Raw genomic sequence first — 16,910 nt, forward strand, 5'->3', positions numbered from 1 at the left:
GGAGAAGTAAGATGAGTAGAGGTACTCGTACATTTAATATCTACCGCTACGATCCTGATAAGGATAAAGCACCGTACATGCAAACTTTTAAACTTGAATTGACTGACAAGCATCGTATGTTGCTTGACGCTCTTCTTGCGTTAAAAGTACAAGACGAATCTTTGACATTCCGTCGTTCATGTCGTGAAGGTATTTGTGGTTCTGATGGTGTAAACATCAATGGTAAAAATGGTTTGGCGTGTCTTTGGAACCTAAACGATTTACCAGAAGTGATTACTATTCGTCCGCTTCCAGGTCTTCCAGTGATTAAAGACTTGGTTGTAGATATGAATCAGTTCTACGATCAGTACAATAAAATCCATCCGTTCCTAATCAATAATCAGCCTGCGCCTCCTAAAGAGCGTCTGCAGTCTCCTGAAGATCGTGAACACTTGAATGGTTTGTACGAATGTATTCTTTGTGCATGTTGTTCAACTTCATGCCCATCATTCTGGTGGAACCCAGACAAGTTCTTGGGTCCTTCAGCATTGTTGAATGCATACCGTTTCATCATTGACTCTCGTGATACTTCAACTCAAGAGCGTTTGGCTCGTCTTGACGACCCATTCTCGCTTTTCCGTTGTAAAGGTATCATGAACTGTGTATCAGTATGTCCTAAAGGCTTGAACCCTACAAAAGCAATCGGTCACATCCGTAATATGCTTCTTGATATGGCTGGCTAATCGACTGATTATTCAGGTCAAAAAAAGCACATCATTTGATGTGCTTTTTTTATGGATATGTAAATATGAAATAGGCATGATTATTGCTCATAAAAATTACAAGAAAAGTGTATTAGTTATAGGATATGGAAGTGTGAATTGACGCACATAACGAAACGATAAAAAGTAATTGAATCTGTAGTATAGCTGTAAATCTAGACTGTAAATCCAAATTATTAATGTTATGATATAACAAAGGTAAGGGAGTGGATTGTAGGATTTACTCTCTTTTTATTTATCTATAAAGTCTAGAACTTTAGTATGGATTAGGTGGGTATCTGTTTGGAATAGCCATATTATACTAGAATGGTTATGCAGTGTATTTATTGAATTTATAAGCAGTATATGCCAAAAAAATCAATTGATTTGTAAAGTATGTGTTAGCATTTAGCGCAAGACTATATGTCAAAAAAGTCAATCCATGTACATTTTTTAAACATTGGATTTTGTTGGCTTGGTATATAAATGTAAATTGAAGTCGCTTTAGAAAAAACTTCTGTTAATTCATTGTTTTTTCTAAGTCGATTTGCAAAAAATTGCTCGGTATTTATCGGGTATTCAATGAGTGATGATGCCGCTGAGGGGCGTTATTGTTCATTAAACACATTGAGTTTACTTGATGTGTTGATAACGCCTCATGGCTTATGCCTTATGGGGGACTAATGTCATTTTACAATTTGACATTAATAATCCTGGGTTTTGCTTAAAAAGCATCCTGAAAATGTTTTTGCAATAGGAAATGGGTCCACAAATGCAAGAAGTTGCTGACGCTCTGCGTCTTGACACTGAACTTAGCGCTGATAGTGCAGCGTATATTGAAGAACTTTATGAGCAGTATTTAACGGCTCCAGACTCAGTGGGTGCTGATTGGCAAGAATACTTTGGTAAATTCCCTAAAGGTGACCAACCCCACAGCAATGTACGTGAGCAATTCCTTCTCCTAGGTCGCAACTCAAGCCGTATTCAGCCTGTTATTCAAGCAACAGTGAGTTCTGAGCACGAACGTCGTCAAATCGGCGTTTTACAATTGATCGCTGCGTATCGTAACCGTGGTCATCAAAAAGCGAAATTAGATCCATTAGGTCTTGCAAAACGTGAACAAGCCTATGATTTGGAACTAAGCGCTCACGGCTTAACTCAATCTGATTTAGATACCGTATTCAATACTGGTAATCTTGCAATTGGTAAAGAAGAAGCAACACTTGCTGAGATTGTCGCTGCATTAGAGTCAACTTACTGTTCAACAGTAGGTTCTGAATACATGCATATTGTGGACACCAAAGAAAAACGTTGGATTCAACAACGTCTTGAAGGTGCACGCGGTCAATTTGGTTTCTCTGCAGAACAGAAAAAACACGTCTTAGAACGTTTAACTGCAGCTGAAGGACTAGAAAAATACTTAGGTAACAAATACGTTGGTGCGAAACGTTTCGGTGTTGAGGGTGGTGAATCATTCATCCCAATGGTTAACGAATTGATCCAATGTGCAGGTTCAGTGGGTTGTAAAGAAGTGGTTATCGGAATGCCTCACCGTGGCCGTTTAAACCTTCTTGTCAACATTATGGGTAAAAACCCAGCTGACCTATTTGGTGAATTTGAAGGTAAATCACTGAACAAAAAAGGTTCAGGTGACGTTAAATACCACCAAGGTTTCTCATCTAACGTGATGACTCCAGGTGGCGAAGTACACTTGGCATTGGCATTTAACCCATCACACTTGGAAATCGTAGGTCCTGTAGTTGAAGGTTCTGTACGTGCGCGTCAAGTACGTCGTAAAGACATCGGTGGTGATGATGTATTGCCAATCATCGTTCACGGTGATGCAGCATTTGCAGGTCAAGGTGTTAACCAAGAAACCTTCCAGATGTCACAAACTCGTGGCTTTACAGTGGGTGGTACAGTTCACATTGTTGTGAACAACCAAGTTGGTTTCACAACATCTGACCCACGTGATGCACGTTCTACAGAATACTGTACTGACATCGCGAAAATGATCCAAGCGCCGATCTTCCACGTGAACGGTGATGATCCTGAAGCTGTATTGTTTGTTTCTCAATTGGCACACGATTTCCGTCATACATTCCGTAAAGATGTTGTAATCGATATGTTCTGCTACCGTCGTCGTGGTCATAACGAAGCGGACGAACCTGCTGCAACTCAGCCAATGATGTATCAAGTGATCACTAAGAAAGCGACAACTCGTACGCTTTATGCTGATCAATTGGTTCAACAAGGTATTTTGGATCGTGCTGCTGCTGACGCAATGGTTGAACAATACCGTTCAGATCTTGAAGCGGGTAACCACGTTGCCAATGCACTTGTTCTTGAGCCAAACACTAAAATGTTTGTGGACTGGACACCATACCTTGGTCACGAATACACAGACGAGTGGGATACTTCATTCCCAATCGAACGCTTAAAAGAACTTGGTCGTAAAATGCGTGAGCTTCCAGAAGGCTTTGTAATGCAACGTCAAGTATCTAAAGTGATTGATGACCGTCTGAAAATGCAGACTGGTGAAATGCCACTGAACTGGGGTGCTGCTGAAACTTTAGCGTATGCGTCTGTTTTAGATGAAGGTTACCTTGTTCGTTTAACAGGTGAAGACGTTGGTCGTGGTACATTCTCACACCGTCATGCAAAACTTCATAACCAAGTAGATGGTTCGACTTACATTCCATTATGTAACTTGAAAGAAAACCAACCACGTACTGCAATTTATGACTCATTATTGTCTGAAATGGCGGTATTGGCATTTGAATACGGTTATGCAACGACTCTTCCTAAGAGCCTTGTGATTTGGGAAGCGCAATTTGGTGACTTCGCAAACTGTGCGCAAGTGGTGATTGACCAATTTATCTCATCTGGTGAAACCAAATGGGAACGTGTGTGTGGCTTAACCATGCTTCTTCCACACGGTTTCGAAGGTCAAGGTCCTGAGCATTCATCTGCACGTTTAGAACGTTTCTTACAGCTATGTGCTGAAGACAATATGCAAGTGATTACACCGACTACACCTGCGCAGATTTTCCATGCGATGCGTCGTCAAGCACTTCGTCCAATCCGTAAACCAATGATCGTGACTTCACCTAAGTCACTTCTTCGTCACAAACTTGCAACGTCTACATTAGAAGAACTTGCAAATGGTAAATTCCAAACTGTGATCGACGAAATCGACAACATCAACAAGTCTGACGTAACTCGTCTTGTGCTTTGTGGTGGTAAGGTTTACTACGACTTACTTGAAAAACGTCGTGAAAAAGAATTGAACAACACAGCAATCGTTCGTATTGAACAATTGTATCCGTACCCAGAAGCACGTCTTGCTGAAGTTCTTGCTCAATATCCAAACGTAACTGAACTTGTTTGGGCTCAAGAAGAACCGAAAAACCAAGGTGCTTGGTTATTCATCGCGCCACGTTTATACGAAGGTGTAATGAAATCTGGTCAACAGATTCGTATTAGCTACGCAGGTCGTGAAGCTTCAGCTGCACCGGCTTGTGGTTCACCATATTTGCATGCAAAACAACAAGCTCAGCTCGTTAACGACGCTCTAGCGATCGATGCTGAATAATCCAGGAGATTCTAAGTAATGGCAACCGAAATTAAAGCACCGGTGTTCCCAGAGTCAGTTGCAGACGGAACAATCGCAACTTGGCACAAACAACCAGGTGAAGCTGTATCACGTGATGAAGTGATCTGTGATATTGAAACTGATAAAGTTGTTTTAGAAGTTGTAGCTCCTGCAGATGGTACGCTTGCATCAATCATTAAAAATGAAGGTGACACTGTACTTTCAGCTGAAGTGATTGCTCAGTTTGAAGAAGGCGCTGTATCTGGCGCTGCAAACACTCAAGCTGTTCAATCTGAAGAGAAAGTTGAACAAGCTGCTGCAAAAACAGAAGCAGGTAATGCACCAATCGTTGAACGCGCTCAAGTTGCAGACCAAGCGCCTGCAGTACGTAAAGCATTAACAGAAACTGGTATTAATGCTGCTGACGTTCAAGGTTCTGGTCGCGGTGGTCGCATCACCAAAGAAGATGTTGCAAACCACCAAGCGAAACCAGCTGATGCAGCTGCGCCTGCGGCACCTTTAAGTGTTGCTGTTGGTGAACGTATTGAAAAACGCGTTCCAATGACTCGTCTTCGTAAACGTGTTGCTGAACGTCTGCTTAATGCAACTCAAAGCACTGCAATGTTGACAACGTTTAACGAAGTCAACATGAAACCAATCATGGAAATGCGTGCTCAATATAAAGATGCATTCGAAAAACGTCATGGTGCACGTCTAGGCTTCATGTCATTCTTCGTAAAAGCAGCGACAGAAGCGCTTAAACGCTACCCAGCTGTTAATGCTTCAATTGATGGCGATGATATCGTGTATCACGGTTTCTATGACATCGGTGTAGCTGTATCTTCTGATCGTGGTCTTGTTGTACCTGTACTTCGTGATACAGATCGTATGAACTATGCTGAAGTTGAAAACGGCATTCGTGCATACGCTGGTAAAGCGCGTGAAGGTAAACTTGCAATTGAAGATATGACTGGCGGTACGTTCACCATTACTAATGGTGGTACTTTCGGTTCACTTCTTTCTACTCCGATTTTAAACACGCCACAAACTGCAATCTTGGGTATGCATAAAATTCAAGAGCGTCCAATGGCGGTGAATGGTCAAGTAGAAATCTTGCCAATGATGTATTTAGCACTTTCTTATGACCACCGTTTAATCGATGGTAAAGAAGCGGTAGGTTTCCTTGTAACAATTAAAGAATTGTTAGAAGAACCAGCTAAACTGATCCTTGACCTTTAATTCTAAAGAATAAATCCATGGGCTTAGAGTGATCCTCTAAGCCCATTTTTGGAGAGAATAATGTCTCAACAATTTGATTTAGTTGTAATTGGTGGTGGCCCAGGTGGTTACGAAGCTGCAATTCGTGCTGCACAATTGGGTTTTAAAGTTGCGTGTATCGAAAAACGCATCCATAAAGGTAAACCATCTTTAGGTGGTACTTGCTTAAACGTGGGTTGTATCCCATCTAAAGCACTTCTTGATTCTTCTCACCGTTATGAAGATACCGTTCATCACTTAGATGATCACGGTATTACCACAGGTGAAGTGAAGTTTGATCTTGCAAAATTACTTGCACGTAAAGACAAAATCGTAAACCAATTAACCATGGGTATCGACGGCCTTCTAAAAGGTAACGGTATCGAATGGTTAAAAGGTACAGGTAAACTGCTTGCAGGTAAAAAAGTTGAGTTCGTTTCTCACGAAGGTGAAACTCAAATTTTAGAACCTAAATACGTCATCCTTGCGTCAGGTTCTGTGCCAGTGAATATTCCTGTTGCGCCTGTCGATCAAGACCTTATCGTTGATTCAACTGGTGCGCTTGAATTCCAAGAAGTACCTAAACGTCTAGGTGTGATTGGTGCGGGTGTTATCGGTCTTGAGCTTGGTTCAGTTTGGCGTCGTCTTGGTGCAGAAGTTGTTGTATTTGAAGCAATGGATGCATTCTTACCAATGGCTGATAAAGCATTGGCAAAAGACTATCAAAAAGTATTGACTAAACAAGGTCTTGATATCCGTGTAGGTGCGAAAGTATCAGGCACTGAAATTAACGGTCGTGAAGTGACAGTTAAATATACCCAAGGCGGCGAAGACAAAACTCAAACTTTCGACAAGTTGATCGTTTGTGTAGGTCGTAAAGCGTATGCAGAAGGTTTATTGGCTGAAGATTCAGGCATTAAATTGACTGAACGTGGTTTAGTTGAAGTGAATGATTGGTGTGCAACTTCGGTTGAAGGCGTATACGCAATTGGTGACTTAGTACGTGGTCCAATGCTTGCACATAAAGCAATGGAAGAAGGCGTAATGGCTGTTGAACGTATTCACGGTCATGCTGCTCAAGTGAACTATGACACAATTATTTCTGTTATCTACACACACCCTGAAGCGGCGTGGGTAGGTTTAACAGAAGAGCAAGCGAAAGAAAAAGGCCACGAAGTAAAAACTGGTCAATTCGGCTTTGCTGCTAACGGTCGTGCAATGGCTGCGGGCGAAAATGCTGGTTTCGTGAAGTTTGTTGCAGATGCAAAAACTGATCGTTTACTCGGTATGCACGTGATTGGTCCAAATGCTTCTGATATCGTTCACCAAGGTATGATCTCTCTTGAGTTTGTATCATCTGTTGAAGATCTTCAGTTAATGACATTTGGTCATCCAACATTTTCTGAAGTTGTTCATGAAGCTGCGCTTGCAGTGGATGGTCGTGCAATTCACGCGATTCAACGTAAGCGTAAGTAATTTGAAAAAAAGAGCGGCTTAGGCCGCTCTTTTTGCATTTGGTGGTTGTTTTTGTATGAATAATCATCTAAAAATAATGATAAGAAATATTTTAATTTTTAGCACCAAAGCTGCGTTGACGGATGTCTGGGTTTTGGGAAGTCATAACAAAGTAAGAATAGAAAAGGTTGTTGAATGAATCTACACGAGTATCAAGCCAAAGCTTTATTAAAGAAATATGGGATGCCTGTTCAAGAGGGCGTATTTGCCACAAATGCCGAAGAAACCGTTGCAGCATTTGAGCAATTGGGTGGTAAATTTGCAGTTTTAAAAGCCCAAGTTCACGCGGGCGGTCGCGGGAAGGCAGGTGGCGTGAAAGTTGTTAAATCTGCGGATGAAGCAGCTGAATATGCCAAACAAATGATTGGTTCACGTTTAGTGACTTATCAAACCGATAGTTTAGGACAACCTGTTAGCGGAATTTTAGTTGCAGAAGATGTCTATCCTGTAGAACGTGAACTGTACCTTGGTGCAGTGGTTGATCGTTCAAGTCGCCGCATTACCTTTATGGCATCTACTGAAGGTGGTGTCGAAATTGAAAAAGTTGCAGAAGAAACCCCTGAAAAAATTATTAAAGTCGAAGTGGATCCTTTAGTTGGTCTATTACCATTCCAAGCGCGTGAAACTGCGTTTGCGTTGGGCTTAAAAGATGGTCAAATTAACCAGTTTGTCAAAATTATGACCGCTGCCTATCAGGCATTTATTGAAAATGACTTTGCATTGTTTGAGATTAATCCACTTTCAGTACGTGAAAATGGTGAGATTCTTTGTGTAGATGCCAAAGTCGGTATCGATTCAAATGCGCTCTATCGTTTACCTGAAGTGGCAGCACTTCGTGATAAGTCACAAGAAAATGAACGTGAACTAAAAGCCTCTGAGTTTGATCTCAACTATGTGGCTTTAGAAGGGAACATTGGTTGTATGGTCAATGGTGCAGGTCTTGCCATGGCAACCATGGACATTATTAAGTTGTACGGTGGTCAGCCGGCTAACTTCTTGGATGTCGGTGGTGGTGCAACCAAAGAGCGTGTAATTGAAGCATTTAAAATTATTTTGGCTGATAGCTCTGTTCAGGGTGTCCTGATTAATATTTTTGGTGGAATTGTACGTTGTGACATGATCGCAGAAGCGATTATTGCAGCAGTTCAAGAAGTAAATGTCACAGTGCCTGTGGTTGTTCGCTTAGAGGGAAATAACGCAGAACTGGGGGCAAAATTACTCGATGAATCTGGTTTGAAATTGATTTCTGCAAATGGTCTAGCTGATGCTGCAGAAAAAATTGTTGCTGCAGTAAAAGCATAAGGAGATCACACATGAGCGTACTGATTAATAAAGATACAAAAGTATTGGTTCAAGGTTTCACTGGTAAAAATGGTACATTCCATTCAGAACAATCGATTGCATATGGCACCAAAGTTGTTGGTGGGGTAACGCCGGGTAAAGGTGGCACACAACATCTAAACCTACCTGTTTTTAACACGATGAAAGAAGCAGTACGTGAAACAGGTGCGACAGCAACCTCAATTTATGTACCTGCGCCATTTGTATTGGATTCGATTATTGAGTCGATTGATTCAGGTGTTGAGCTGATCGTGGTGATCACTGAGGGTGTGCCGACGTTGGATATGCTCAAAGCCAAACGTTATCTTGAAACCTATGGCAATGGCGCACGCCTGATCGGGCCTAACTGCCCAGGGATTATTACTCCTGAGGAATGCAAGATCGGCATTATGCCTGGTCACATTCATAAAAAAGGTAAGATCGGGATTATCTCACGTTCAGGTACGTTAACGTACGAAGCTGTAGCACAAACGACTAAGTTAGGTCTTGGGCAGTCGACATGTATTGGTATCGGGGGAGACCCAATTCCGGGTATGAACCAGATTGATTGCTTAAAACTGTTCCAAGAAGACCCTGAAACTGAAGCAATCATTATGATTGGTGAAATTGGTGGAACCGCAGAGGAAGAGGCTGCTGAATATATCCAATCTGAAGTGACTAAACCGGTGGTGGGTTACATCGCGGGTGTAACAGCGCCGAAAGGTAAGCGTATGGGACATGCAGGTGCAATTATCTCGGGTGGTAAAGGAACCGCAGAAGAGAAGTTTGCAGCTTTTGAAAAAGCAGGTATGGCATACACACGTAGTCCAGCTGAATTGGGTTCAACCATGTATGCCGTATTAAAGGATAAAGGTTTAGTCTAAAAGCTAAATGTTAAAAAGCCTCCTTAGGGAGGCTTTTTTATTGCCTAAAAAATGGGTGATTAAATAAAAGCAGATTTAGATCGTGAAGAAGGGAGATATGTGAAAAAGTGGTTAAGCTGATAAGTAAAAACAATAGATAAATTGAATGAATATAGGACTTACGCACTATTATTTATAGATTTTCTGTGGCAGCAGATGATTCTTATCGAGAATAAATTCATCAATAAAGTTCTTGATAATTGGTCTAAATAATTTCTTCTGCCAACGATATACATTTTCAAAGATCCGCTCAAATTGGTTCTTTTGTATCTCAACATAGGCCATCAAGGCTGAGAAAATATGATTCAAAATCAGCTTGGATCGTCTTACTTGAAACTTTTCAATATGACAAACCTGTTTAATTACTCGATGATATTGTTCTATTTTCCAATGACTTGAATGTAATTCATAAAAACCATCAAAGGACAATAAATCATCTTCATCTTGATGCACAATATAAAATCTCTGCTGTTCTTTTAACTGAGTCTTAAATAATTGTACAAAGCCAACATCTTTGAGCCAGACCACTTGACCCTGATGAAAATTCGGCAATAAACGGAGTTGAAACCATTGTCCTTTTTCAGGGGAAACCTTACGGTTACTGTCGACACCAAACATAAATCGAATACCATGTTTTCTTATGGTTTTTAGATTTTCAGTCGATGAATACCAACTATCACCTGTAATAAATTGAATCTTTGCACCCCAATTGAGTACTTCACTTAACATCTCCATAAAGTAATCATTCTTGGTTTTACTTTCTGACTTATCATAAATTCGAAAATTAATTGGAATATTTTTGCCATGTTGATCTGTCGCATACAAGGTAATGAGATTAATACCCTTGACGGATCGGTGGTGTTTACCTGACCAAAAATAGCTAACTAAGTCCATATGTTGACTATATGGCTTATCTAAAACAGTATCATCAATACTGACTATAAGTTTATTATTATCAATGTGTTGAATTGCTTCTTGATATAGATCGTGAGCTGTGTAGTCTTCACGCTCCAAAAAGCGATTTACACTGTCATGCGAGATATTATAAGTCTCGGCAAGTTGTGTGCAGCTAATAGAGTTTGGTTCTGTCATGAGAAAGCCCATATAAATGGGTAATGTACAAGTTGCTGTAGAAGCATGTTTAGTTCGTCTGATCACAGATACGTTATAAAGTAGTTTGAGACTTTTTTGAATCCGTCAATGCGTAAGTCCTAGAATAGTAAAAAACTTATGTGTAAGATATGCGCACATTTTAGGTGGATATATAACTTTTGGTAAAAAATTATCATTACAAATAAGCAGCGATCATGGATTTGCTAAAAGTACATCTAAATTTCTGACTATATCTCGTCAATTCAAAGTTTGAATATGATTTCAATGAGGATAAGCCCTTGACTCATCAAAACGTGAAAGCTGTTGCAAAATCCGTTGCAGCTGCATTATTGGTAATGTCTTTCTCTGCATCAGTTATGGCACATGAGGAGCCATCAGCATCAGAAATTACTGTAACTGGCGATTTAAGCTTTGCAACAGATTATCGTTTCCGTGGTTTATCAAATACCAGTAATAACATTGCGGTACAAGGTGCTTTAAATCTTGAACATGCATCAGGACTTTATGCGAGTCTATGGGCATCTAATGTTGATTTAGACATTGGTACAACAATTGAAACAGACTTTACCCTAGGTTATGCCTTTGATGTCTCAGAAAATGGCTCATTTGATGTGAGTTACACACGTTTCGAATATCCAGGTGCGGATGATGAAGCAAATGCAGACTATGATGAGTTTGCAGTCATTTATAATCATGCCAATGCAGTAGTGGCTGATGACCAACTCTCTACGGGTGTTTATTATTCACCTGAATACAGTGGTAAAACAGGTCAGGAATATTACTTTGAAGCGGGTTACCAATATCCATTAACGCCAAAATTCAACATTGTGAGTGGCGTGGGTTATACCTTAATGGAAAATAAAGAAAAGTTTGAAGCAGCTTTCGGTGGTAATGGCTCACAAAAAGGCTATTGGGATTACAAAATTGGTCTCAATACTGAAATTGTAGGCTTGGGTGCTGAATTGGTTTGGGTGGATAACAATCTTAAAACTGATGATGCAACAGCGAAAGGCGCTGCTGTATTTAGTTTGAGTAAATCATTTTAAGCGATCTAAATAGTAAAGAATGCGCCTAGTTCGGGCGCATTTTTTTAATTTAAGCTGCGATCGCTTGAAAACCTTCTGATGTTTTATGTGTAAGTAATACAGTTTGACCCTGACGGAAAACTTCATCATTCTCGGGTTCAACCAATATGTAATGCACATAACCATTGTTGTCGCGCACCTTTGCTTGAGCAGGTTCTTGTGGTTTGGTGTTGCCAAGTACAATAGTAGCTGTGCAGCCGATCAGTTCTTCACTAAACATGGCAGAAGGATTGTGTTTAGGGAGTAATTTATAAGTACGTCTCGCAACAAAACGCACGACAGGTAAGCATAAAATTAGACAGAGTGGTGAAATGATCCAAGCAGAAAATACTTTGCCTATCATGACACTACTGAGATATTGGATGAATAAACCGAGCAAACTATAGCAAGTCAGAAGCACAATCATCCAAACGAAAAGTGGCACACGTCCAAGATAGAGCCAACGTAACAGTTTTGAGAAAAAACCATCATTTTTGCGCATTTGTTGTTCAGTTTGCGAAGTTTCTTCAGGTAAAAAATGCTCTAAAAGTTGTTGTGAACCGCCACCAAGAATCATCAATACAAACTCTAACGCTGCAAACATCAACATAAGACTTAAGCTTATGCTAAAGATGATGTTAGATGGATGTGTAAAGAGGTCCCACATTATAATAAGTCTCTATTGTTATGTTTTTTATATAAAAAGTAATTCACGGTTAAAACGATAACATTGTATTGTTGTTTTGTAAGCAAAACTTAGACTAATTTCAGACAGAAGGTGGCTTGAAAATACGGTATTTTACGGATTTATTTTTATAAAATATTGAAATTCATGTGTTTCTAGTGTTATTGATTTTTATGGTTGAAATAATGGATTTAAAAGGTTTATTGATATTAATAAACCTACTGGCCTAATTAAAGCGAATGACAATACTTAAATAATATGCTAACAAAAATTAAAGTAAGCTGGTTTGAATACGAACTTTCATATCAAGTACTTGTTGCAACATATATGCTTTCATCCACTTGACTTGCTCACCCATTGGATTGGTTTTTATTGCATGATCTAGAAAAGCTAACTCGGGTCGACTAAAGAGCTGTGTTTCTAAAGCATCTTCAAGACCTTGACTATGAATGGATAGATCACAACTGACCGTATAGAACGCTTTTGGATAATTATAAAAAGCATAGAGCAAATTAAATGCTTTTTGATCGCCACGCAAATTACCTGCACCAATTTCATACTGAGGATTTTGATTACTATGCGTAACACCCAATACAAATTCGAGACCTTGCTCCGTTAAGCGCAGAGCAAACTGAAGCCCGAGCTGATCCGCTGTAACTTCATGTTGAATATAAAAGCTCAGTGGCGTGCCATCATCATTTAGAGGTTGTTGTAACACCAGCATATGTTGTTGATGTTGGTAAATAAATCCTGCTAGATTTGCCTTTTCAAGGCGAGATTTAATGGTGGCAAGGTCTAAAGCATGATAAGGCATAGGGGGGCACAACTTTGCTTTCATAAATAGATGCTTAAACTGTACGCATTTTATTTAATATTTTGAATATTTCGTTTAGAGCTTTTTAATATGAAGTTATTGATTAAAAATAATAAAAAATACAGATCATATAACTTTATATGTCGACTTTTATGAAGCGAAAATGTCAGATTAATAAAAATTGATAGGTCATATCAGTGAATTTTTATATGAGCTTTTGATATATCAATATCATAAAACAAGAAATCGTTATGAATTCTAAATCACTATAATGTATATAAATTCTATAAAGTGTAATAAGTACACGTGTAATTCGCAGGTTGTCCATGTCGTTAAATGAGGAAAGACTTACTCATCTAAAACAGCTTGAAGCTGAGAGTATTCATATCATCCGTGAAGTAGCTGCCGAGTTCGAAAACCCAGTAATGCTTTACTCAATTGGTAAAGATTCAGCAGTTATGCTGCATTTGGCCTTAAAAGCATTCTATCCTGCTAAGTTGCCATTCCCACTTCTACATGTAGATACGGGGTGGAAATTTAAAGACATGATTGCCTTTCGTGACAACATGGCCAAAGAACATGGCTTTGATTTGATCGTACACCAAAACAAAGAAGGTCGTGAAGCGGGTGTAAACCCATTCGACTATGGTAGTTCAAAATATACTGACATTATGAAAACCCAAGGCTTAAAACAAGCATTGGATAAATATCAGTTTGATGCTGCTTTTGGTGGTGCGCGTCGCGATGAAGAAAAATCACGTGCCAAAGAACGTGTGTATTCATTCCGTGACTCTAAACACCGTTGGGACCCAAAAAACCAACGTCCAGAACTTTGGAACCTTTACAACGGTAAAGTGAACAAAGGCGAAAGTATTCGTGTATTCCCATTGTCAAACTGGACTGAGCTTGATATCTGGCAATACATTTACCTTGAAAATATTAAATTGGTGCCTTTATACCTAGCGGCTGAACGCCCAGTGGTAGAACGTAACGGTACACTCATTATGGTAGATGATGAGCGTATGCGTTTGCATGAAGGTGAAGTTCCACAAATGAAATCGGTACGTTTCCGTACTTTAGGTTGTTACCCATTAACAGGGGCGGTTGAATCAACTGCTACAACTTTGCCGGAAATTATCCAAGAGATGCTGCTTGCCACAACGTCTGAACGTCAAGGTCGTATGATTGACCATGATGAAGCAGGCTCGATGGAGAAGAAAAAGCAGGAAGGTTACTTCTAAGAAAATCTCCCCCCTAACCCCCTATTTGAGAAAGAGGGGAAACTCCCAAATGAAACGGAGGCAAGTCCTCCTTTATTAAAGGAGGATTTAGGTGGATTTGAAGATTACAACCGATTTCAAAAGAATATGTGGAGTTTGAGCGATGTCTCACCAGTCAGATTTAATTAGCCAAGACATCTTGGCGTATTTAAAACAACACGAAAACAAAGACCTTCTTCGTTTCTTGACTTGCGGTAACGTGGATGATGGTAAATCAACTTTGATTGGTCGTTTGCTTTACGATTCGAAATTGATTTATGAAGATCAACTACAAGCCGTAACACGTGACTCGAAAAAAGTCGGGACTACAGGTGATGCACCTGACTTGGCGTTACTTGTGGATGGTCTGCAAGCTGAACGTGAGCAGGGGATTACTATTGATGTCGCGTATCGTTATTTCTCTACAGAAAAACGTAAGTTCATTATTGCCGACACCCCGGGACATGAACAGTACACCCGTAATATGGCAACTGGTGCATCAACAGCCGATCTTGCAATTATCTTGATCGATGCGCGTTATGGCGTACAAACTCAAACTCGCCGTCACTCATTTATTGCGAGCCTTTTAGGTATTCGTAATATTGTGGTGGCTGTGAACAAAATGGACTTGGTGGAATTCTCTGAAGCACGCTTCAATGAAATTCAGGCTGAGTACAATGAGTTTGTGAACCAACTGGGTGACCGTAAACCTGCCAACATCATCTTTACGCCGATCTCTGCGTTAAATGGTGACAACGTGGTGAACAAATCTCCAAATACACCTTGGTACCAAGGTGAAACCTTAATGGAGACTTTAGAAAACGTTGAAATTTCGCACGACACAAGCAAACACGAATTCCGTTTCCCTGTACAGTATGTGAACCGTCCAAACCTCGACTTCCGTGGTTTCTGCGGTACGATCGCACTTGGTGAAGTCAAAGTAGGCGATGAAATTGTCGCTTTGCCATCAGGTAAAAAGTCAACAGTCAAAGAAATCGTCACTTTTGATGGTAACTTGCAACACGCAGTTGCAGGTCAAGCGGTGACTTTAACGTTAAATGATGAAATTGATATTTCGCGTGGTAACGTTTTGGTGAAAGCAGGCGAGCAACCACTTATTTCGCGTTCTGCACGTGCATCAGTGGTGTGGATGAATGATCAACCACTTGTACTTGGCAAACTGTACAACGTGAAGTTTGGTACACAAACTATTCCAGCGAAAGTTGCGAAAATTAACTACCGTACCAATGTCAACACATTGGAAAAAATGGAAGTTGCTGAGCTTGAGTTGAATGCCATTGCAGATGTGACCATTGAATTTGATGCACCTGTTGTCTTTGACCGTTACAAAGATAGTCGTTACACCGGTTCATTTATCTTTATTGACCGTCTCAATAACGTGACTGTTGGTGCGGGTATGGTTGAAGCGGCGATTGAATATACTGCACACAATGAGCCTGTTACTGCTGAAGCACGTGCTGCACGTTTAGGTCAAAAACCTGCTGCGGTCACTGTAACTGCAAAAGCTCTTGAAAATGCGCAAGCGCTTGAAAGCTTACTCATTCAACAAGGTGTGGTTGCGATTGCAAAAGCAGGCTTAGATGATGCACAAGTTGCGCTTGTTCGTGAAACAGGTGTGGTGGTGATTACAGATAATGCTGAAGGCACAGATGTGACTTACACAGCCGATGCTGTTGAAGAACTTGCTGAGAAGATTGTGGAATTGGTTCGTCTATAAGACTGAATTGATTTAAAAAAACCCGCTGTAAAGCGGGTTTTTTATTGCTTAGTTTTTAACTGTTGGAAAAGTACTCGAATAGTCAAAACAGGATCTTTCAATTCATTTACAGCTTTATACAATCCTTCCGTGGATGGGGGTATGTATGAAAAAATTATTATTGTTAGTTGGTTTGTGTGTGGCTTTTGGAGCGGAAGCTAAGCAAAGCAGTCAAAGTGTAGATGCGATTAAGCAAAAGATTATCAAAGAGTCGATAGAGAGTTATCCAGGTAACTGCCCATGTCCTTATAACACTGTTCGTAATGGTAGCCGCTGTGGTAAACGTAGTGCTTATAATCGAGCAGGTGGCTATTCGCCAATTGGTTATACAGAAGATGTTAGTGATCGCATGGTTAAAGAATATAAAGGTCAAAGATAGATATTTCTTGTGATAGATCAAAAGAATATTGCTGAAAGATATAAGTTTATTTTCACAAATACAGTAGTGATGTCAGGGTTTGGATTTCGAGCACCACATCACCAATCTGATAAGCCCAATGCCTATACCCGCATAAATTTGAAATACTGCAAAGAAAATCATAGTCCATCCACCATTCCCTGCAACATGGCGCGCATCAAATTCAATGAGTAGCACAAGTAGCATGACGAGTACTTCTAGAATAACGACAGTTTTTAAAATCCAAGATTGCGGAAAACGTAAAGCCCAAACCCAAAGCATCATAATAAGGGGAGGTAGGACACTCCATAAAAGAATCGTACTTAATGACATATTGTTATTTTAATAAAAACATTGGAAACAATTTAGAAAGAATAACTTGTAAATACAAGTCCAGAGCGATTAAGGGTAAAAGAAGAAAGTGATTATTTCGTAGAGGTGCTAAGACAAA

General features: G+C 40.0%; 13 protein-coding genes. 10 read left to right on the forward strand and 3 right to left on the reverse strand.

The window, feature by feature from the left end; all coding sequences use genetic code 11:
* The first annotated feature begins 11 nt into the window (after positions 1 to 11).
* From A3K93_RS03500 to sucD, 6 genes are all read left to right on the forward strand, one after another.
* A complete protein-coding gene (locus tag A3K93_RS03500) occupies positions 12 to 722 on the forward strand; it encodes a succinate dehydrogenase iron-sulfur subunit (RefSeq protein WP_067728976.1) in 711 nt (236 codons plus the stop codon).
* A gap of 790 nt (positions 723 to 1,512) precedes the next feature.
* A complete protein-coding gene (locus A3K93_RS03505) occupies positions 1,513 to 4,335 on the forward strand; it encodes a 2-oxoglutarate dehydrogenase E1 component (RefSeq protein WP_067731658.1) in 2,823 nt (940 codons plus the stop codon).
* 18 nt (positions 4,336 to 4,353) lie between these two features.
* Complete coding sequence (odhB, locus tag A3K93_RS03510) at positions 4,354 to 5,574, forward strand: 2-oxoglutarate dehydrogenase complex dihydrolipoyllysine-residue succinyltransferase (protein WP_067728982.1); 1,221 nt, start codon at positions 4,354 to 4,356, stop codon at positions 5,572 to 5,574.
* Positions 5,575 to 5,634: 60 nt separating this feature from the next.
* Positions 5,635 to 7,068: a dihydrolipoyl dehydrogenase gene (gene lpdA, locus A3K93_RS03515; RefSeq protein WP_067728984.1), complete on the forward strand. Its 1,434-nt coding sequence runs from the start codon at positions 5,635 to 5,637 to the stop codon at positions 7,066 to 7,068.
* A gap of 174 nt (positions 7,069 to 7,242) precedes the next feature.
* Entirely contained in the window at positions 7,243 to 8,409 is a 1,167-nt protein-coding gene (gene sucC / locus A3K93_RS03520; RefSeq protein ID WP_067728987.1) for an ADP-forming succinate--CoA ligase subunit beta, read from the forward strand.
* Between the two features lie 11 nt (positions 8,410 to 8,420).
* Complete coding sequence (gene sucD, locus A3K93_RS03525) at positions 8,421 to 9,311, forward strand: succinate--CoA ligase subunit alpha (protein WP_067728989.1); 891 nt, start codon at positions 8,421 to 8,423, stop codon at positions 9,309 to 9,311.
* Between the two features lie 168 nt (positions 9,312 to 9,479).
* Here the strand turns inward: sucD and A3K93_RS03530 are convergent, their stop codons facing one another.
* A complete protein-coding gene (locus tag A3K93_RS03530) occupies positions 9,480 to 10,508 on the reverse strand; it encodes an IS701 family transposase (protein ID WP_081408506.1) in 1,029 nt (342 codons plus the stop codon).
* 233 nt (positions 10,509 to 10,741) lie between these two features.
* On the opposite strand from A3K93_RS03530, the gene A3K93_RS03535 reads away from it, so the two are divergent.
* The gene (locus A3K93_RS03535) at positions 10,742 to 11,509 is read left to right on the forward strand and encodes a TorF family putative porin (RefSeq protein ID WP_081408507.1); all 768 of its coding nucleotides are present in this window, start codon (positions 10,742 to 10,744) and stop codon (positions 11,507 to 11,509) included.
* A gap of 49 nt (positions 11,510 to 11,558) precedes the next feature.
* Here the strand turns inward: A3K93_RS03535 and A3K93_RS03540 are convergent, their stop codons facing one another.
* Positions 11,559 to 12,194, reverse strand: a complete 636-nt coding sequence (locus A3K93_RS03540; protein WP_067728996.1) for a YqiJ family protein — start codon at positions 12,192 to 12,194, stop codon at positions 11,559 to 11,561.
* A gap of 289 nt (positions 12,195 to 12,483) precedes the next feature.
* A complete protein-coding gene (locus A3K93_RS03545; protein ID WP_067728998.1) occupies positions 12,484 to 13,026 on the reverse strand; it encodes a hypothetical protein in 543 nt (180 codons plus the stop codon).
* Positions 13,027 to 13,352: 326 nt separating this feature from the next.
* On the opposite strand from A3K93_RS03545, the gene cysD reads away from it, so the two are divergent.
* The 3 genes from cysD to A3K93_RS03560 all read left to right on the forward strand — a co-directional run bounded on the left by cysD (position 13,353) and on the right by A3K93_RS03560 (position 16,441).
* A complete protein-coding gene (gene cysD, locus A3K93_RS03550; protein ID WP_067729000.1) occupies positions 13,353 to 14,267 on the forward strand; it encodes a sulfate adenylyltransferase subunit CysD in 915 nt (304 codons plus the stop codon).
* 142 nt (positions 14,268 to 14,409) lie between these two features.
* Positions 14,410 to 16,023 carry a sulfate adenylyltransferase subunit CysN gene (cysN, locus tag A3K93_RS03555; protein WP_067729001.1) on the forward strand — a complete coding sequence of 538 codons (1,614 nt, stop codon included), beginning with the start codon at positions 14,410 to 14,412 and terminating at the stop codon, positions 16,021 to 16,023.
* A 145-nt stretch (positions 16,024 to 16,168) separates the two neighbouring features.
* Positions 16,169 to 16,441 (forward strand): hypothetical protein, encoded by a 273-nt coding sequence (locus A3K93_RS03560; RefSeq protein ID WP_067729004.1) that lies wholly within the window; start codon positions 16,169 to 16,171, stop codon positions 16,439 to 16,441.
* Positions 16,442 to 16,910 lie beyond the last annotated feature (469 nt).

It is taken from the genome of Acinetobacter sp. NCu2D-2 (genome assembly GCF_001647675.1).
Lineage (GTDB): Bacteria > Pseudomonadota > Gammaproteobacteria > Pseudomonadales > Moraxellaceae > Acinetobacter.